The organism is Vibrio sp. Isolate33, assembly GCF_022397895.1.
Lineage (GTDB): Bacteria > Pseudomonadota > Gammaproteobacteria > Enterobacterales > Vibrionaceae > Vibrio > Vibrio pomeroyi.
The window spans coordinates 155641-175706 of the sequence record NZ_JAKEUP010000002.1 but is presented as its reverse complement, the minus strand read 5'-3'; the positions used below and the strand labels follow the sequence as shown (position 1 = coordinate 175706).

Below are 20066 nucleotides of genomic sequence, written 5' to 3'. Positions count from 1 at the left end.
GAGAATCCCATGAATCGAATCAACCCAAAGAAGTTATTTCGTAGCAAATGGACAGCCGTTAGCCCTGTGAAGAAAGAAAAGCACTTTATGGTCACAGAAGTCGAATTTGATGAAGGGGAGGTCGTGCGCTGCATGATAGAGGCGGTCATGACCAAACGAGAAGAAGACATCAATTGGCGAGAGCTTACTGATAATCAAAATTGGCTCCCAGGCTGGAAATAGAGCTGGAAGCCTGTTTGATAGGAATCTGCTATTAACGGCGGACTGGCGTTTATCGGATATTCGACGCGCGCCTTTGCCAGTATTTGAGCCCCTCTAACACACCCTCAGCGTGTGTTGCGGTGCTGGTATACACGTTGTCTCTGTCGGACAAGTGAGCCACTTCTGGATAATGGTTAGCGACCAATATCGAATTTACACCCTCTATCGTTAGCATGGATGTGTCATTTGCAGAGTCGCCAGCCACACACACCTCTTCTACGCTCAAATCATGCTGCTTGAGCAGGTGATGAATCGCGGTAGCCTTATTGACGCCCTTTGGTGTGATGTCTAAATACCAGTCATGGGAGTAGGTGAGATGTACATCCAATCCGTGCGACTCCAAACTTGATTCGATCAACTCATGTTGAGGTTCAGACAGCTTCCCTTCAAAAGTAATCTTGTAATCACCTTGATGATTTTCAAAGCGTTCGCCCATAAAGTCGAGTGGTGCGAGTGCTGTCTCGACCTTGGATTTGTTCCAAGACGCTTCTAATTGGTTGTGCCAAACATGATCGGGTTTTTGGGAGTGATCGTGATGAATTCTAGTGCCTACATCGCTGATAATACTGTGTGGTTTAGGGTAGTTATCAGACGCCAACCCAACTCGAATTGACGGCAGAGTTCTTCCTGTCGCAATGATAAAACGGATATCAGGTTGCTCGGTTAGGTAGTCAAATAACTGATTAACGCCATGAGAAGAGCCTCCATCCAGCGTCCCGTCAAAGTCACACACCAGCATTTTTATCATTCGAATTCCTTGTCTTTTTCTCTCATTCATCGCGGGGAAATGTCTATTTCTTTTATAAAGAATGGCTCAGCAGTGAGCACTCTACAAGTTGTCTTGTGGCTTAGATAATCGATATTGAACAGTTTGCAGCAAGTATCACAGTTGGTGTGATGTTTTGAAATTCTGGGTTGAAAAACTCGATTTTGTCTCGCTGGTTTTAGCCGATTCCCCTTTGGTTTTTAGGCTAAGTACGAGTGGTGTATTTGATCTTTACAACAGGTTGGATGCTTGCATCTAAAACGTCACTAAATCTTAATAAATGGTTTGTATTCAAATTATTTGTACACGAACTATTTGGTGCTATTCTTGGTCTGTTTAGCGTATTAATTGATCAAATGTAAAATAAATATTCAATAATCTATCAGTAAGTAATATATAATATTGCAAGCGTCCTGGTTGTTTTAATGTCTTTGTTTTTCAGTGCTTTGGGTGTTCGTTGTTTTATTTTTAATCATTGTTTTTTCTAGGGGATTGGTGGTTTTGTGGGTGATTTACAGTACGAGACCCCTTGATTTACACTGGTTAATTACTTAGAGTGCTAATTGTTTTTTGAGTTTAAATAAGTCATTTTTAAGTTTAAATAACCGTTTTTAAGTTTAAATAACTAAGAAAGGATTAGATTACATGGATCCCATACTGGAAGTTAAGGGACTGTACAAGGTGTTTGGTGAAGACACCGACCGTGCTTTTACGATGATTAATCAAGGTGCGGACAAAGACAAAGTTTTCGAAGAAACAGGTCTAACGATCGGCGTTAACGATGTTTCTCTTAGTATTCAAGAAGGCGAGATTTTCGTAATAATGGGACTGTCAGGATCTGGCAAATCAACCCTAGTACGCCTTCTTAACCGCTTGATTGAACCTACCAAAGGTAATGTGCTTCTACGAGGCAAAGACATTGCCCACATCTCAGAAGATGAACTCCGCGAAGTTCGCCGCAATAACATCTCCATGGTTTTCCAAAATTTCGCATTGATGCCTCACATGACTGTGATCGAAAACGCAGCGTTTGGCCTTGAGCTTGCGGGTGTTGATGTAGATAAACGAAAAGAGTCAGCACTGGCCGCGTTAGAACGAGTTGGCCTTGGCGCGTATTCGGAGTCTTACCCAGATGAACTGTCTGGTGGTATGAAGCAGCGTGTTGGTTTGGCTCGCGCCTTAGCATGTGACCCAGACATTCTGTTAATGGACGAAGCGTTCTCTGCACTCGATCCATTGATTCGTACCGAAATGCAAGACGAGTTAATCCGACTTCAAAATGACGATAAACGAACGATTGTTTTCATCTCGCATGATTTGGATGAAGCGATGCGTATCGGTGACCGAATCGCGATTATGCAAAATGGCGAAGTGGTTCAAGTGGGTACTCCTGACGAGATCTTAAACAGCCCAGCGAACGACTACGTTGAAGCCTTCTTCCGTGGTGTGAATGTCGCAAGTGTTCTTACCGTGAAAGACATCGCACGAAAGAAACCTGCAGCGGTATTTAAGAAATCTGAACACGATGGTCCAGCCTCGGCTCTGCAAATCTTGATGGATAACGACCGTGAATACGGCATCGTTGTTGAGAAGAGCAGTCACTACTCAGGCATTGTTTCTATCGATTCTCTTCGCAAAGCCCACAAAGAGAACAAATCATTGGTTAGCGCTCAGCTAAGTGATGGCTTAACTCTGAATCCAGATTTACCAATCAATGATGTGCTTGGCCTTGTTGGCGGTGTGCCTTATTCCGTTCCTGTTGTGGACGAGCAAGGTAATTACTTTGGCGTTGTGACTAAGTCACGATTGCTACAAACATTAGATAAGGGATAGATCATGTCCTCGGAACAAACAAATAATGACCCATGGTCGCAAGCAGCTCCCTCTACTCAGCCAGCAAGTGATCCTTGGGGCCAAACAACGGAAACTGCACCATCTGCTGATTGGTTAAGCAGCGAAACCGTCGAGGTGACGCCTTTTGACCCACTGAACCCTTTCGCTGAAGCGGTACTACCAGTCGATACTTGGGTTGAGTCTGGTCTGAATTGGTTGGTTGAACACGGACGCCCACTGTTTCAAGCGATACGTGTGCCTATCGATTTCATCCTAAGTTCATTTGAAACAGCACTGGTTTCGACGCCAGCACCATTCATGTTGATCATCTTGTTTTTAGTCGCATGGCAGTTTTCAAACCTGAAGCTTGGTGTTGCTACCGCAGTATCCTTGACGTTCATTGGTTTGATTGGCGCTTGGTCTGAAGCCATGACCACGCTTTCATTGGTGATGACATCGGTCTTCTTCTGTCTGTTGATTGGTTTACCCATGGGGATATGGCTCGCCCGCAGTAACACTGCGGCTAAATTCGTACGTCCTATTCTGGATGCCATGCAAACCACGCCAGCCTTCGTTTATCTCGTACCCATCGTAATGTTGTTTGGTATCGGTAACGTACCGGGTGTTGTTGTGACCATCATATTCGCACTGCCGCCAGTAGTACGTTTAACCATCTTAGGTATTCAGCAAGTGCCGGAAGAGTTGATCGAAGCCGGTCACTCATTTGGCGCAAGCAAAAAACAGATGCTTTATCGAATTCAATTGCCACTAGCATTGCCAACCATCATGGCAGGCGTAAACCAAACACTGATGCTGTCGCTATCTATGGTGGTTATCGCATCAATGATTGCGGTAGGTGGCTTAGGTCAAATGGTACTGAGAGGTATCGGCCGTTTAGATATGGGGCTGGCCGCAGTCGGTGGTCTTGGCATCGTTATTCTCGCCATCTTATTGGATCGCATTACCCAAGTGTTGGGTGTGAATGCAGGCAATACAAAATTACGCTGGTACCGCATGGGGCCTGTTTCCCTTGTACTTAATGCTTTAAATCGCGGTAACAAATCAGAACTTCAATTAAGGAAAAACACCAATGAATAATTCATGGAAGAGCAAACTTGCAGTGAGCATCGTTTCTACACTGGCAGTATCAACGAACGTGTGGGCAGCAAGCCTACCGGGTGAAGGTGTATCAGTTCAGCCTGTTCAGTCGTCTGTAGCAGAAGAAACATTCCAAACGTTGATTGTTAACCGTGCTCTAGAAGAGCTTGGCTACGATGTGAAATCAACGCAAGAAGTGGACTACAACGTAGGCTACACCTCAATTGCAAAAGGTGACGCAACGTTCCTAACGGTAGGTTGGTTCCCACTTCATGCAGACAAATACACAATGGCGGGCGGCGATGAAAAATTCTACCGCGAAGGCCAATATGTAAGTGGTGCAGCGCAAGGTTACCTGATTGATAAGAAAACGGCAGAAAAGTACAACATCACTAACATTGGTCAATTAACTGATCCAAAAATCGCGAAACTGTTTGATGCAGATGGTGACGGTAAAGCAGACCTAACAGGCTGTAACCCAGGTTGGGGTTGTGAGATGGTGATTGAACATCAGTTGTCAGCATTCAAACTGGACGATACAGTAACTCATAACCAAGGTAACTATGCGGCTATCATCGCAGACACGATTTCACGTTACCAAAAGGGTGAATCAATCCTTTACTACACGTGGACACCGTACTGGGTAAGTGGTGTATTGGTTCCTAACGAAGACGTAGTATGGCTAGAAGTGCCATTCTCTTCACTTCCTGGTGAGCGTTCTGATGTCGATACTACTTTGTCTAATGGCAAAAACTACGGTTTCCAAATGAACTCAATGCGTATCATCGCGAACAAAGAGTTTGCTAAGAACAACCCATCTGCGGCTAAGCTTTTCGAAATCATCAAACTTAACATCAACGATGTAAGTGCTCAGAACATGATGATGAGTAAAGGTAAGAACAGCTCGGCTGATATCGAAGCGCACGTAAACGGTTGGATTAAAGCGAACCAAAATACGTTTGATGCTTGGATTGCAGAAGCGAAGAAAGCTGCATTATAGATTAGTACTTGTTCAGGCTTGATTATCACCTCAACTGGAAATCATGAGCGTGTTTAGTGATTGTGTAGAGTCATTGAATCACTTTCAAATGAAGTGAAAAGACGGCAAGAATGATGATTAAATAAGCCAGCAGTCCTATTTGGATTGCTGGCTTTTTGTTTTGTGTTTCTATGCTTTATGTTGCATTTCTAGCGTTCGCCTTGAACTTCGAAGTCATCGCTTACTAGGCGAGCACAGCCATCCGCTTCTAATGCCCAGTGTTCACGGTGCACAACACCGAACGCTTTGTTCATTGTCCAGCTAGCGGTAAGAGTGTAGCCACCCTCTGGATGCTCTTCCCACTTAACATCTGTGTAATCAACGTCTTTGAAGCCTTGGTCAATGATGTTTTGCCAAAATGCTTGAATCGCTTCACGGCCTTCAAAAGTGCCGAATGGGCGAGCTTCCATCACACAAGCCTCAGTGTATTGGTCTGCACAACCTTTTGCATCTTGGCTATTAAATGCTTTTTGCCATGCGTTAATGCCTTGCTTACATGCTTCTAATACTTGGTTGTTTAACATTGTTTTCTCTCCATAGCAGTCTTCTTTCAAACACTGTTTCTTTGATTAGGAATCTCGATAAGTTGGATTCAGTTTAGTCTTGGAAATTGAATTGAAAAACAGAGATAATAGAAAATACTGTATGTAAAAAGAGAACAATAAGATGAGTAAGCTAAAGCAGATGTCGATTTTCGCTCATATCGTAGAGCAGGGCTCAGTATCGGCTGCGGCTGAAAAACTAGAGTTGTCTAAATCTGTCGTCAGTCAGCACCTCAAAATTTTGGAACAAGAGCTAGGCGCTTCACTCCTCAAACGCACAACACGTAGACAATCCCTGACCAGTATGGGTGAGCGCTTCTACTTAAGTTGCAAGGACATCAATGTGATCGCCGAATCTGCGTGGGATACGGCGAAAGCCGAACTGGAAGAGCCACAAGGTCGGATTCGAATCACAGCTCCCAATGCATTGATGGACTTGTTGGTTGCGCCTGTTATTGCAGACCTAATGAAGCAGTACCCGAAACTAAAGCCGGAACTGATCAGTGATGATCAACATTTGGACTTCATGGAACACGATATTGATCTTGCGGTAAGAGTGGGCAGCTCGCGTGATAGTAACCTTAAGCAGAAACGGTTAGGCGAGTTTAAAGACGTGTTGTGTGGCGTAGAAAGCATGCGAGAGCTAGAACTTGAATCGCTTCCTTACATCGCCAACTCTTGGCAAGGAAAACAGGTGACTCATCACTTTAGTTCTCGAGGTGAACAAGACTTTGTCTACCAACAACAAGCCAGTTGTACCACTAACTCATTTCATAGTTGCCTTGCCTTAATCAAATCGGGCGTTGGCATTGGTGTGATCCCAGACTTCTACCTTTACCAGCTATCTGGTGAGGTGGTCGACATCATGCCTAGCTTTCAATTGCCGACCAACACCGTTTATGCACTGAACCCATTCGCTTCCAACACGCCTATTGCCATCCAACTTTGCGTTCAAGCATTAGAAGAGAAGCTTAAAAAGGATTTCGTCAAAAGCTGATCGTCGGACGTTGTCGTGCTGTGTGAGAGTAACAAAAAGGGGCTAACAACAAAGCGTAAAAACTTCGAGTTATATAGACACCTTATTAGATGATGTGTTTGGTATAAGAATGGTACATGTCACATAGTTATTTATTTGTAATATAATAATTCATGATCGTGATGTTTGTTCAGCTTGTCGTACAAATATTGTCCTATAGTGGTTTCCGTTACTGCGGTAACACCCTACAAACTATGGAATAAACAATATACGTGAAATATATCATGGAGACTTGTATGATTTTTAACCCTTGCAACTTTAAGTTTTGCAAACCACTGTCGTGCTCAATTATTTTGGCGATGGCTTCTTGTGGAGCATCGGCTGAAACATTGAATATTCAATCAGCATCAGACTGGGGTGGAGCTCATAACTCTTATCCAGCATCAAATGCGATTGATGGCAGCACAGACTGGTCATCACGTTGGGCAGCTCAAAATGCCCCTGTCAATTTAGTGCTAGACCTAGGTTCTGTGCAAAATGTTCAAGACGTCGCGATAGCTTGGGGTAAAGGAGAGGAACAAACTTATAAGTTCGAGATCAGAGCATTAGCAAATGAAAGCTCAAGTAACTGGGACAAGGTTTACTATGGATACAGCAGTGGCAGCACATCCGGTTTTGAAAGCTATGACGTAACAGATGTTCAAGCTCGCTGGATTCGTATCAAAGTATTTGAAAACAGTGCTCAAAGTGTTTGGACAAACATTACTGAAGTCGAAATCAGTGGCAATGACAGCCCTGACTACGGTCTTGATCCAAACCTACCGCCATCAGGCAACTTTGACTTACTCGATTGGTATGTCAGCATCCCTGTTGATGAAGGAGATGGTTACGCAACTTCTATTAAAGAGAACGCGCTTGGTGCTGGCTACGAAGATCAGTTCTTCTATACAGGCAGTGATGGTGGCTTGGTGTTCTATACACCTGTTGAAGGCGTGACCACATCGAGTGGAACTAAGTATGTGCGTACTGAACTGCGAGAAATGCTGCGTCGTGGTGACACTTCTTACTCTACCTCAGGTAAAGACAACAACTGGGCATTTTCGTCTATTCCATCGAGTGAACAGGCTGATTTTGGTGGCATTGACGGCACGTTGAATGCGACGTTGGCCATCAACCATGTGACGACTACGACCTCAAACACAGAGCAAGTTGGTCGAATCGTGATTGGTCAGATCCACGCTGAGAAAAACGAACCGATTCGCCTGTACTATCATAAATTGCCAGGTAACGACAAAGGTGCGATCTACTTTGCTCATGAAACCTCTAAATCGACTGGAGGTGATGAAACTTGGCATAACTTGTTAGGTAACATGGTCACTTCTGACGGTGACTTGAACAACACCAGCAACCCAAGTGATGGCATTGCGTTAGATGAAACCTTCTCGTATTCCATTGTTGTCGAAGGCGACAAGTTGATCACGACGATTAGCCAGAATGGTTCAGAGCTCGCAGCAAAAGAAGTGAATATGAGTAACAGCGGTTATGACGATGCTGATAACTACATGTACTTTAAAGCAGGTATCTACTTACAAGATAACTCAAGTGCCGACAGTGATTATGCGCAAGTGACTTTCTACCAGTTAGATAACAATCACAACTAGGCTTTGTTTAGCCAATAACGAAACTTGTGAATACTTAACGTGGAGGTGGCCATTCGGTCATCTCCTTTTTTATCTTTCCACCCCTCATTTCTAATATATCGCGTTCCTGTCGTTGTGTGCATATTGGCAAAAAATCCAACCCTTACTTATATTTACCTAGAGTGTCTAGTTGCTTATTAACATCAAAGGGGACGTCTTTGCCTGAACGTTTTACCAAGTCATGTCACGAATGCGGGCTGGTTAGTCAGTTTGAAGAGTTGTCTGCGGGCAGCGAAGCGTCATGTCCAAGATGTTCTCATACCTTGTCGAGTGTCGGGCAACACAAAGAGCAGGGTGTGATGGCTTATGCGGTCGCGAGTCTTATTACGTTGATAATGAGCCTCACTTTTCCTTATATGTCGTTCAGTGTTCAAGGAATTAGCCAACAGATTACCTTGTATCAAGCTGTCGATATGATGAATCGAATGGACAACAGCCTGATCGCCATCTTACTTTTTTTAGCCGTCATTCTTTTACCTGCGTACTTTTTAGTTTTGTCTCTTTGGTTTTATCTGCTTGTTGACCGAAATAAACACGTTGATTACGCATCCAATCGCTTTACGTTTTTGGCTTTGAAGTCATTAAGTTGGGCTAAGCCATGGTTGATGGTCGATGTGTTTTTAATTGGTGTGTTGGTGAGCTTGATTAAGATCGCGTCTTTGGCTGATGTCTCCATGGGCCTGTCGTTCTGGGCGTTTTGTATTTACGCCATGTTGGTGGTGAAGACGATTTCTTTGGTGGACTTTGATTGGTTATGGGATCGCTTAGTACCAACGAAAACCTCGCAAGATAAGATGGTAGGAAGCATTTTTCAGAATAAGCAGCATCTAGCCTGCCACATTTGCGGACAAGTACACAGCTACAGTGAGAGTACTCATCACTGCTCACGCTGCCACACGCACTTACATCGCTTTGAACCAATCAAAAACCTGCAGATAGCGTGGGCGCTGTTGTTTACTTCGGTGGTGTTTTATATCCCCGCCAACTTGTACCCGATGATGTATACCTCAGCTTTTGGAAGTAGCGAGGGCTCAACCATCATGGAAGGGGTTATCTTACTTTGGAATATGGGTTCATACCCTGTGGCACTTATTATTCTTATTGCGAGTGTTTTTATCCCAATGGCGAAGATGGTCGCTCTGGCTTATTTGTACTGGAATGCCAAAAGGGTTCATGGGCTCACAGAACAAAGGGCGAATCGTTACTTAAAGCTCTACCGCGTGACTGAATTTATTGGCCGTTGGTCGATGATCGATATTTTCGTTGTCGCCATCTTAGTGGCATTGGTTCAATTAGATGGCGTGATGGCTATTTATCCGGGCCCAGCGGCTCTGTCGTTTGCGTCGGTGGTCATCTTTACGATGTTGTCAGCGATGATTTTCGACTCCCGAATTATATGGAAGTAATCTCCCCAAAGAGGTGTGGGACATATGGAAAAGCAAAATACTTCAGATGCAAAAGTATCAAAAAAAAGTGAGTTGTCGCCGGTCTGGATAGTACCGATTATTGCAGTATTAGTGGGGTGTTGGATGCTATTTCAATACTTCAACAATCGTGGGCCAGAGATAACGCTTATCTTGCCAGATGCCTCGGGTATAGAGGCCGGGAAAACGGCGATTAAGTCTAAGAATGTCCATGTGGGAACCATTACTGATGTCGCTTTGAGCGAAGATTATGAATACATCATAGCGAAAGCACAGATAGACAAGAAAGCATCTCGTATGATTAACGCCGATACTCAATTCTGGGTCGTTGAGCCACATGTTGGCACCGATGGCATCAGTGGCCTAGAGACTATTCTTTCGGGCTCTTATATTGAATTAAAGCCGGGTAAGTCGAGCGAGTCTCAATTGAAGTTTGATGTGCTCGACACGCCACCAGTTGCGGGGCCAGATACGAAAGGCATTCGTGTTGTGGTGTCACATCATAAGGCGAATCAACTTAATGTCGGTGAGCCCGTGTTGCACCATGGTTTCGTTGTAGGACGTGTGGAAAAAACGAGCTTCGATTACCAAAAGAAAGAGGGCAAATACCAACTGTTTATCTTCGCGCCTTATGACGGGCTGATTTTTGAAAAGACTCAGTTCTGGCTATCTTCTGGCATCGATGTGAGATTTGGTGCCAATGGTTTAGACGTCAATTTCGCATCGATTGAAAGCATATTGACAGGTGGTGTGAGCTTTGATGTTGCAGAGAGCATTAAGCCGGGTGCACAAATCAAAGAGAACCTGCATGAGTATACGCTTTATGATAACTACGATGCGGTATTACAGGGCAAATACACCACTTCGATTGATTACGTATTGTTGTTTGAAGAATCTGTTCGCGGTTTAAGGAAAGGCGCACCTGTAGAGTATCGCGGTGTACGCATTGGTACGGTTGATACGGTGCCACTGCAGATTCGTATGGACAAAGATGGCAAGGTATCGAATCGTATTCCAATCCTAATCAAGCTTGAAATTGAGCGAGTATCTGAAGTCTTTAGAGCCGTGAATGCCAAAACCTTTGCAGAGCGGGTCAAACTGCAGATGGGAGAAGGGTTAAGAGCGACATTGAAAACAGGTAACTTGCTTACGGGCGCGTTGTTTGTCGATATTAATTTCTATGAAGACGAAGAGCCTTACGAACCAAGAGAATTTGATGGTTATCCAGTGTTCCCAGTGGTGGCTGGTGGATTAACGGAGATACAAAAGCAGATCACTGATTTTCTAACCAAGATTAATGAACTGCCTTTAGATGCAACCGTTTCTAATTTAAATAGCTCGCTCTCTTCTTTAGACACTACTTTGAAGAGCATGGATGAATTACTGGATAGTGAAGGTGCAAAAGCGTTACCTCAAGATCTGAGTGAAACCATGAAGCAACTTGAAACGACATTAGAAAGCTACGACGATGATTCTGACGCCTACAAGCAATTGATCAGTGCATCTGAAGAGTTAGAGCATGTGCTTAAAGAGCTTCGCCCATTGATCAAAGTATTAAACGACAAACCAAATGCGTTGGTGTTTGGCAGCTATGTGGAAGAAGACCCGATTCCAGTTAAGGGAGTGGAATAATGAGAAAGCTATTTATATCACTGGTTATGTTGGTCGGGCTCTTGGGGTGTGCGACTCCCACAGATGGCACTAACGCTTATCTCTTGCCGAAAAGTACACTGGATAAACCCATCTTTAACGTAAAAACTCGAGTAGAGCTACCGGATTACTTGGACACGATTGGCATCGCTTATCGCAAGTCTGAAAATGAATTAGTCTCTGCGCGCAAGCATGTATGGGCGGAAAATCTAGAGGGGTTACTTGAAGAAAGGGTCAATGGTTCTAATTCTACGGGCGCTGCAGATCAAGAGCTGACGATTACCTTTGAGCAGTTCAATGGCTCTTATACTGGCAATGCAGAAGTGAAAGGAACTTGGGTCCTAAGCGAACAAGATGAAGAGCTTGTTCGTGCTGATTTCGATTCTAAGGTGCCGTTGAAAGAAGCAGGTTATGAAGCACTTGTTGAGGCGTTAGGTGAAGGGCTGGATGAAGTCTTGTCTGATATCCAGTCGCAATTACCTTAAGGTCATTTTTAGGGCTGTTTTCTATTTGGTAAATCTCGGTTTTCCTCGTTTGTTTGGTTGTTGATGGCTAAAGTAACGCCATCGAAAGAAAAAACGAATGATGAAATACAGAGGTGATGTATGAAAAAATTAATCGCACTAGGCCTAATGGCTCTTTCAATGAATACAGCGTTTGCAGCAGATGGTAATTACACAGGTACAATCGATATGAACCTGACAGCCCCGAATCAAACTAATGTAGAGCGTGTTGAATCAGAACCTGTATTACAAGGCCGCAATGAAGCATCTTCTGGTGGTTTAAAATTCCAAACTGACACACAAGATCACGCGATCGAGCTAACAGGTCGTCGAGATTAACCCAAAGCGTTAAACATATTTGTCGAAGAGTCCGCGTTGTTGAACATTCTGAAAATGTTGTACGCGGACTTTTTTGTTTCTGTCTTATCCTAATATCCCACATAAATGTCCCAGTTCTTGGCAATCGACTCTTTACCTCTTAACACTTAGCCCTCAGCTTTTTTTATCCGTTATGCCGCTTCCGCGAGTGAAGTGATGGCAATAAAGGCGATAAATTTGTCGACCAGAAGTGGGTTAAATTGTCCTTTCAATCTTTCATCAAACAGAATACGTAACGCTTTATCAGCGGGCATACCTGTGCGGTAAGCTCTGGTTGAGGTCATGGCGTCCCATGTGTCGACCAGTGCAATAACTTGTCCAATCAAAGGATTCTCAGAACCTCTTAGGCGCAACGGGTATCCGTTTCCATCCCATCGTTCATGATGTAATGAACCTAAAATAGACGCCAATTCCAGTTCAGGGACCTCTAACGTCATTGAGTAAGACTCTTCAACGTGTTTATTCATTACTTGGCGTTCTACAGGCGTTAACTTACCTGCTTTATGAAGCACAGCATCGGGTGTCCCGAGCTTTCCTAGATCGTGAACAAGAGCAGAATCGAAAATTAATTCTAACTGTTCTTCATTAAATTCTAAGTACTCGCCAAATGAATAAGAGAGTAAACACACCCTTAATGTGTGCTCGTAGGTTTCCATAGAATGTTGACGCATGGGTTGTAACAACCTGAGTGCATCGAGTGAATGTTTGTGTTGTAGAGCGAGTGTGTACACGCGGTCAATCTTGGTTTGGTTCATAGCAGTTTGCCGTGTCAATGTGAATGAGTCGGGCAGTATGGAGAGGATGAGTAGAGGAGTTAACTTAATGTGATTGAATGTTTATTAAACGGTCTTTCTCGAAATTCATAGCGAGGTTTAGAAAAATTTAGAAGTTTGAAAGGTAATGAATTTTGAATTAATAGCGTTAATTTTCAATGGTTTAATTTTTAATAATGAATCATAGCTATTTAATGGAGTAGAAGTGAGACAAAGTTCACAATACAGCTCTACTTCATTAATCAGAGTGCTTTTAATGTATCTATTCAACAGTGGTTTGTTGAAACGGAATTCAACACTAAATGTGTTTACCTCAATCAGTTTAGCGGTATTGCTAGCAGGCTGTGGTGGTGAATCTAACTCCGACGGAGAGCAAGGTGTTATTGCATCTCCAACAGAATCAGCCTCGATTAGTGCGCAAGATATTCAAGATAACTCGCTGGTAGAACAAAGCTTCACTATTGATCTGACTGAGCATGTTCATACATCGAATAACCAAGATTTTGTGGTAACTAATGCTCGCTCTCTATCTGGTGATTCTTGCCAAGTACAAGGTGTTAATGAAGACAGTTTCAATGTCTATTCATCAGATGTGAACGACTGCTTGTATGAGTATGAAGTAACGACAGCAACCGGCACTTCAATGGCAACATCATACGCTCGTGTTGCGATGGGACAGAGTTATGCGTCTACCACACTTCCTCGAATTACAGCATCTACCATCGAATCACAGGTGGTGGTTGTAGATCTAGAGAGCGAGCTAGATTCATCGTTACCAAGTGATGACTTTGTACTGCAAGACAGTGTTATCAGCCTTGGTTCTGGTACAGCTCGTGTCTCTGGTGCACATCAGATTGAATTTACGCCAACGGCCAAAGGTCAAACTGAGGTGTATTACAGCTACCAGAACGGTGAGTCGATTCAACAAGGCTCACTGTCGATTGCGACTTCAGAAGATACTTACAATACCGCACCCACAGCGGAAGATTTCGTTTTTAGTGAGTTAGCGTTATTGGGTGAAAACATTGTGGTGGATGTAGCTGATTATATCTCAGATGTGGATCTCGATGATGTACAGCTTGTCGGCGTGCAGGACTTCAACTCAACAACATCACTTTACGATCCAGCCAATGTCTCCAATACCCAGTTTGAGTTTTCTTCTACACAGCCTGGCCCGCACGATGTGGCGTACACAGTGAGCGATCACATGGGTGGCTACACTACCGGATTGGCACGCATAGAAGTCGAACCAGATTTCTCTTTGATTCAAGATTGGGAAGATATTGTCACTCATGATCCTGTGGTCAGCTCAGACATCCGCTTTTTCGCGCCAATGACAAAAGTGTATGCCGACTACGTCAATGCCCCTTATACAGGTACGCATGTTGAGAATGGCACGCAAGGAATCAAAGACGCTGAAATCGTGACTCAAACACTTAGCCAAGCACGCCAGTACTGCAAAGTACGCGGCGGCCGCCTGCCTTTACAGCGAGAGCTTGAAACGCTCATTACTAACGAAACCAGTGCATTCACCAACCACAATTGGCCTACAAGTCAGAAGTATTGGACCGCGGAAAACGTCAGTGAAACAAACGCTGCAACTGTTCACTTAAATGATGGATCAATCGGCAACCAGTCAAAGACTGTTGGTATGTATACGACTTGTGTTGATTTGAGTAACTCGAGTGTGAGTGATTTTTCTGTCGATGTTTCAGTGAAAGAGCGAGTATCAAACCGCTATGAGTATGAAGTTCAAGTTCGTGACCCTGACGGTAATGCCGCACCTTTTGCGGACGTTGAATTAGAGTCCATCAATGAACGCGGTGTGTTTTTGAACCGTGAGCCAATGACTTCAGAAAGCACGAATGAGTTTGGTTTGTTGGAAGAATCGTATTTTGATATTTCATTCAGTGAAGAAGTACTTGCAGTGCGAATCAGCTCGCATGATGAACTCTATCCATTTATCCCTGTTGATGATGCGTTCGCGATAGACGTATCAGACCCTTCCCTTTGGAGTAGTGAAGAATATTGGAGTCAAAAAGTATATGCCCCTGATGAAGAGGGGTTGATGTTGATGCCAAATGTTGGGTATAGCAAGTTATTCCATATATATAAAATGCCATTTCTTGGTGACAACTTCGTTATTAGGTTCCGTGTTCAGAGTGACAGTAATTCGTCAAAAGGAGAATTTGCGGTCCTAATACAACAACTAGGTACTGATCAAACGACATGGCAGCAAGATGGGGTTATTAACACAGGAAATACTAGGCCTTACCCCGAAAATGAGCCAACCGCATTCGGGTTGAACGTTAATTTATACGGCTCAATGCCAGTCTCGCTATTTGAGGGGGGCCAAGTATCAAGTTCACAAAGTTTGAACTTACGTGACTCAGACCGTTTCTACTGGTTCGATAAACGAGGTCAAAGAGTTTACGTTTACACGTCGACCACAGATCAGAGGCCAGCACAAGAATCAGGTTACTTTGATATATCTGGCAATGTCGATCTATCACAACCTTATTGGCTCTCTATCGGAGGCAAAAATGCCGATCCGTCCAAGAATTATCGAATAACTGAATTAGATATGGCTGCGTATTAGGAATGACTATGAAAGTATTAAAATCATGTGTGATAGCTCTAGGCATTTCGGCGCTGGCAGCTTGTGGGGGAAGCTCTGGAGATTCTGGTTCAACCTCTCAACCTCAACAACCATCTTCTCCATTAGAAGTACCTATTGAAGCTTCAGTAATTCAATCAAAAGCGTTGGTCAATATTGAGTCTCAAACTATTGTCAAAGTAGATTCAGACATTGATTTTCGTTTAACGTCAGTGACGCAAGTAAGCAATGGTAACTATTGTGATGTCATCTCAATTGAAGGTATGACGTTTACAACCTTATCTACTGAGGTTGGCGAATGCCAATTTGAATATAAAGTAGAACCCGTTGAGCAAGATGTTTACGCCGGGCAAGCATCATCACTCGCAAGGGTATCTGTCTCTGAAACTGCTGATAACAATACACTTCCGAATTTGTCAGAAACGACCGATATTGATTCGGCAGTGACTATTGATTTGTCTGAAGAGCTAAATAGTGAACTAGATACGTCTATATATATTGTGTCGGAAGAGGTGACTTTATTAGGAGCAGGTTCAGTTGAAGTCGATTCGCTAAATAATACGATCACATATACTCCGAACGATATTGGTGTGACACGTATTATGTACTCTATGAGTGATGGCTCTTCAACTAAACTCGGAAACATCGACGTAGCTGTCTCTGATACTGGCAATACACCACCAATCGCTAATGACTTTATTCGAGAAGGTAAGCTTGCCAAAGATATGTCGGTTGAAATTGACCTAACAGACTATGTCTCGGACGCTGAAGACAGTGTGATCTTAGATACTGTACGCGCCTATAACGCTGAAGCGGAAATTACCTCAACAACCGAGCACACTTTTACGTTTCAGTCGTCTGAACCTGGTCCACATGAGGTCGCATATACAGTGACAGACGGGCGTGGAGGCTATTCTGTTGGGCAAGTTTATATCGAAGTCGAACCTGACTTTAGTCTTGTGCAAGATTGGGAAGATATTACGATTTATGATTCAACGATAGGTGCTGATCTTACCTTTACGGCACCTGCAAGTAAGGTATTAGCGGACTACACGAATACCGCTTATACAAGTTACCAAACTCAAGATGGGATTTCTGGCCCTAAGTCTTCGGAAGTTGTCACAATGAAATTAGAACAAGCGCAAGCTTATTGTGCAACACGAAATGGACGTCTACCGATAAGGCGTGAATGGGAATTACTTTTGGCGAATCAAGGTAACTTATTCGAGTCTCAAAACTGGCCAGCAGGGACTCTATTTTGGAGTGCGGACATGGCTTCTGAAGTATCAGGTACTAGCTTTGGTGCTACTAATGGAATTACGTCTGAATTTTCTAAGGTTGAAGGTGTAGGTTTCGCCACTTGTGTGATGTTAGACAGCGAAGCCGTTCAAGATTTTACGACAACATTAGAATATAGCTTTATCAATGGTATTAAGTTTAATCTAGATGGTGTTATTACGGATCCAGATGGCAACCTAGCACCTTTTCAAAACGTAAAATTAGTCTCTGAACGAAATAAGGGTGTATTTTCAAACTACCAATCGGAATTGGAAATAGTGACTGATGCTGCTGGATCGTTAAGCGACTCTTATACCGATACTTCATTCAATAATGCGGTACTTTCAGGTCATTCGAGTGCTTCGAAAGTTGATTCTATAGTTTTTGTTTCAGCATCAGAAGAAGCTCGTTTAGAAGTAACTGACGCTTCAATGTGGATTAGAGTAGCTCCTGAAGATATGAGTTTAAAAGCCATAGACTCGAATGGACTTCCAATCATGGACTATCGTGAAGGTGGAGAGATGTTGAGAAGCATCAATGTCTACCAAGAGGATTATTCGGGGGAGAACTTTGTTGTCTATATGAAGATCGTTGATCTCAACGGTAAACTTCCTATTTCAGGACGGTTTTCGTTTGCGATTCAACAAGAGTCTTCTGTGCCAAGCACTACATGGGGTAATACGTATTGGCCCTCATCAACACGAACCGAAAAATCTTTTGAGATAATTAATGACTATTATGGTAGTGAAGCCAATATTGTCTCTGGTTGGGAGTTGTATGATTCAACACCGATGGATCTATCTACAATTGAGAGGCATTTGTGGATCCAAGTCAACGATGGGCAATTACTTATTTATAATTCGAGTACCGATGATAAGCCAGAAACCCCTGTTTATAAGGGAGCAATGGATTGGTCTGGTATTTTACCAAATGAGACGTATTGGGTTCAAATAGGTAGTCGAGTGGATACCGGAAATCCAAAATCAGAAACACTAAATACCTATGTTACCGATGCATATTTTACTAACTACTAAATAAAAATATCCTAGTAATTTGAATGTTTCTATTCGTAGATTGTAGAAGCCACCATTTATATGGTGGCTTTTTTATAATTATCGCATATCTAAAAATCAACCATATGTATTGATGAACGATATAACATGCTTATTGCTAAGCAATTCTATTTTATCGATGGTTAATATGCAGTATCGGTAAGATTTATTTTTAAAGGTGATATTGGACATCTCTTCTGTTGGCTCTGAAAACTTATAGATATCAAACCCAAGGTTCTTCATTAGCTCTAATGCGTTCGGGTTTTTTATGATCATCGAGTACTTTTTGATCTTATGATTTCTTGCTAAAAGCTTCATGTCAGCAACTAAGTTGGCGATTGAATGTTCACGCTTTTCAGAATGTCCGCTGACTACAATGTAGTTTAAGTCTTGATGAGAATCTAAAGAGCAAGCCTGCTTAATATGCAGGTTTTGATTTTGGTATTCATCAAATAACTCTTGATTGAAAAAGAAGCCCAAACTATGGCTGACAATATCTCCATCTTGGTTGACAATCTTTCTGCCATAAGCCTTTCTCTCACTGCAATACAAAAACAAATCGATAGTATCCAGCGCTGAAGGATCCACCTTTGTGTAATGTGAAATTAGCTTGATTCTATCGATTATGTCTTTGTCATTTTGGTCAGCCATTAATGGCATGATCTCAAATTCGCCATCATCCTTATCGATTTCACCTTTAGTGATCGATGATATACGGCTCTGAAATGAGAAAAAACGCTCACTAAGAAACTCATCAAGCAGTGTGTTTCCTTGTTCATCTTCTAAATCATATGACTTCAAGGTGCTATATAAATCGACACCAAGACAATCTAAAATTTTCAATGCTTTATAACTACTTGGTTTTACTTTACTGTTTTCCCAGCGATTCACAGTAACGACATCTACAGAGTTGAATTCATTATCTAAGTGATTGATGTATGCCGCGAAATCCTTTTGCGTTAATTTCAGCTTCTTGCGTGCTTCACGCAGTAAAAGTGGAAATGCTCTCATAGTAGAATATTCATCTTTGATTAGTGACATTACATGTCGATTAGTAAGAAAGTCTATTTTATCAATGGTTAATATACAGTAACAGTACGATTTGTTCTTGAATGTAATATTGTTTTTTTCTGATGATGGTTCAGAGAATTTAAATACTTCGAACCCAATACTCTTCATAACCTTAATAGCATTTGGATCTTTTACCAAGACGGAGTATGTCTTGATGTTACTATTTTTTGACAACAGTTTTATATCTGAAATTATATTCTCAATGGCATGATGCTTACTTTCTGCATGTGAGCTTGCATTGAAATAATTGAGATTTCTGTTTGAGTTGAGTGAACAAGACAATTTGAGATCTATTTTCTTGCTCTTGTAGCTGGCGAATTGATCATCATCGAAAAAGAAACCAAGATTGTGGCTAACAATATCGCCATGCTTGTCGACTATTTTTTGACCATAAGCTCTTTTCTCGAAGTAATAGAGAAACAGATCGATCGACTCTAATGGCGAAAAGTCCATTTTAGTGAAGACCGAAAGCAGCCTCATTCTATCGATTACCGCGGTATCATTAACGTCAACCATGAGTGGTAAACTTTTATAGTCTGCCGTGTTGATTTTTTGATCAAGATTTGCCAAAGAAGCGATACGACTCTGAAACGAGCAGAAAGCCTCAGTCAGGAAGCCATCGATAATCGTCTCTTTTTGTTTTGGTTTAAAGCACTTTAAAGCGTCGTAGAGATCAACATCAAGGTAGTTGAGTAGCTTCAATGCTTTGTATGTACTTGGCTTTACCTTATTGTTTTCCCAACGATTTATCGTGACAACATCAACCGCATTAAACTCATCATCTAGGTGGTTTAAGTAGGTTGCAAATTCCGTTTGTGTAAATTTAAGTTCCTTTCTTAAGTTACGTAGCAACTGTGAAAAATCACTCATCTTAAAACACTAACCTTTTGATAATTAACTTAATACAGTTGATTCTAATTTAGACATCCGACTCGCTATTTAACATCGCCATCAATTTGTTTTTTGCGGATGTTAATTGTTCGGATTGTTTGAACTGTATGTTGCGCATGTCCCTAAAAGGCAAAGTGCCAAATTAGTGACGTCAAATCTATGGCATTCCGCCTAGAGACTTGTCAATCTACTGTGAAGTGCGCGTTAATGTTCA

The 20066-nt window shown here is 42.5% G+C and carries 16 protein-coding genes; 12 read left to right on the top strand and 4 right to left on the bottom strand.

The window, feature by feature from the left end; translation table 11 throughout:
- Nucleotides 1–9 precede the first annotated feature (9 nt).
- Nucleotides 10–222, top strand: coding sequence for a TIGR02450 family Trp-rich protein (locus L1D37_RS04035; RefSeq protein ID WP_026084164.1), 213 nt, complete (start codon nucleotides 10–12; stop codon nucleotides 220–222).
- 49 nt (nucleotides 223–271) lie between these two features.
- Here L1D37_RS04035 and L1D37_RS04030 read toward each other — a convergent pair whose 3' ends face one another.
- The gene (locus tag L1D37_RS04030; RefSeq protein WP_017630079.1) at nucleotides 272–1009 is read right to left on the bottom strand and encodes an HAD-IIB family hydrolase; all 738 of its coding nucleotides are present in this window, start codon (nucleotides 1007–1009) and stop codon (nucleotides 272–274) included.
- A 663-nt stretch (nucleotides 1010–1672) separates the two neighbouring features.
- On the opposite strand from L1D37_RS04030, the gene proV reads away from it, so the two are divergent.
- The 3 genes from proV to proX are packed head-to-tail and all read left to right on the top strand — an operon-like array spanning nucleotide 1673 to nucleotide 4958.
- A complete protein-coding gene (gene proV / locus L1D37_RS04025) occupies nucleotides 1673–2860 on the top strand; it encodes a glycine betaine/L-proline ABC transporter ATP-binding protein ProV (protein ID WP_019824229.1) in 1188 nt (395 codons plus the stop codon).
- A 3-nt stretch (nucleotides 2861–2863) separates the two neighbouring features.
- Nucleotides 2864–3958 carry a glycine betaine/L-proline ABC transporter permease ProW gene (proW, locus tag L1D37_RS04020; protein WP_019824227.1) on the top strand — a complete coding sequence of 365 codons (1095 nt, stop codon included), beginning with the start codon at nucleotides 2864–2866 and terminating at the stop codon, nucleotides 3956–3958.
- On the top strand, nucleotides 3951–4958 hold the full coding sequence (gene proX, locus L1D37_RS04015) for a glycine betaine/L-proline ABC transporter substrate-binding protein ProX (protein ID WP_239846960.1): 1008 nt from the start codon (nucleotides 3951–3953) through the stop codon (nucleotides 4956–4958). Before proW ends, proX begins: the two co-directional genes overlap by 8 nt.
- 188 nt (nucleotides 4959–5146) lie before the next feature.
- Here the strand turns inward: proX and L1D37_RS04010 are convergent, their stop codons facing one another.
- A complete protein-coding gene (locus tag L1D37_RS04010) occupies nucleotides 5147–5521 on the bottom strand; it encodes a nuclear transport factor 2 family protein (RefSeq protein ID WP_239846959.1) in 375 nt (124 codons plus the stop codon).
- Nucleotides 5522–5663: 142 nt separating this feature from the next.
- On the opposite strand from L1D37_RS04010, the gene L1D37_RS04005 reads away from it, so the two are divergent.
- From L1D37_RS04005 to L1D37_RS03980, 6 genes are all read left to right on the top strand, one after another.
- Nucleotides 5664–6536 (top strand): LysR family transcriptional regulator, encoded by an 873-nt coding sequence (locus tag L1D37_RS04005; RefSeq protein ID WP_239846958.1) that lies wholly within the window; start codon nucleotides 5664–5666, stop codon nucleotides 6534–6536.
- 275 nt (nucleotides 6537–6811) lie between these two features.
- A complete protein-coding gene (locus L1D37_RS04000; RefSeq protein WP_239846956.1) occupies nucleotides 6812–8176 on the top strand; it encodes a polysaccharide lyase family 7 protein in 1365 nt (454 codons plus the stop codon).
- Between the two features lie 197 nt (nucleotides 8177–8373).
- A complete protein-coding gene (locus tag L1D37_RS03995) occupies nucleotides 8374–9621 on the top strand; it encodes a paraquat-inducible protein A (RefSeq protein ID WP_176681591.1) in 1248 nt (415 codons plus the stop codon).
- Between the two features lie 24 nt (nucleotides 9622–9645).
- The gene (gene pqiB / locus L1D37_RS03990) at nucleotides 9646–11271 is read left to right on the top strand and encodes an intermembrane transport protein PqiB (protein ID WP_239846955.1); all 1626 of its coding nucleotides are present in this window, start codon (nucleotides 9646–9648) and stop codon (nucleotides 11269–11271) included.
- Nucleotides 11271–11774 carry an ABC-type transport auxiliary lipoprotein family protein gene (locus L1D37_RS03985; protein ID WP_239846953.1) on the top strand — a complete coding sequence of 168 codons (504 nt, stop codon included), beginning with the start codon at nucleotides 11271–11273 and terminating at the stop codon, nucleotides 11772–11774. The genes pqiB and L1D37_RS03985 overlap by 1 nt, the downstream gene beginning before the upstream one ends.
- Before the next feature lie 120 nt (nucleotides 11775–11894).
- Nucleotides 11895–12131 (top strand): hypothetical protein, encoded by a 237-nt coding sequence (locus L1D37_RS03980; protein ID WP_176681588.1) that lies wholly within the window; start codon nucleotides 11895–11897, stop codon nucleotides 12129–12131.
- A gap of 170 nt (nucleotides 12132–12301) precedes the next feature.
- On the opposite strand, the gene L1D37_RS03975 is transcribed toward L1D37_RS03980, so the two are convergent.
- Nucleotides 12302–12925, bottom strand: a complete 624-nt coding sequence (locus tag L1D37_RS03975) for an HD domain-containing phosphohydrolase (RefSeq protein WP_239846952.1) — start codon at nucleotides 12923–12925, stop codon at nucleotides 12302–12304.
- Between the two features lie 223 nt (nucleotides 12926–13148).
- Between L1D37_RS03975 and L1D37_RS03970 the strand changes: the two genes are divergently transcribed.
- Nucleotides 13149–15542, top strand: a complete 2394-nt coding sequence (locus L1D37_RS03970) for a hypothetical protein (protein ID WP_239846951.1) — start codon at nucleotides 13149–13151, stop codon at nucleotides 15540–15542.
- Nucleotides 15543–15550: 8 nt separating this feature from the next.
- Nucleotides 15551–17872: a hypothetical protein gene (locus tag L1D37_RS03965; protein ID WP_239846950.1), complete on the top strand. Its 2322-nt coding sequence runs from the start codon at nucleotides 15551–15553 to the stop codon at nucleotides 17870–17872.
- Between the two features lie 96 nt (nucleotides 17873–17968).
- Here L1D37_RS03965 and L1D37_RS03960 read toward each other — a convergent pair whose 3' ends face one another.
- Complete coding sequence (locus tag L1D37_RS03960; RefSeq protein ID WP_239846949.1) at nucleotides 17969–19831, bottom strand: helix-turn-helix transcriptional regulator; 1863 nt, start codon at nucleotides 19829–19831, stop codon at nucleotides 17969–17971.
- Nucleotides 19832–20066: the final 235 nt, after the last annotated feature.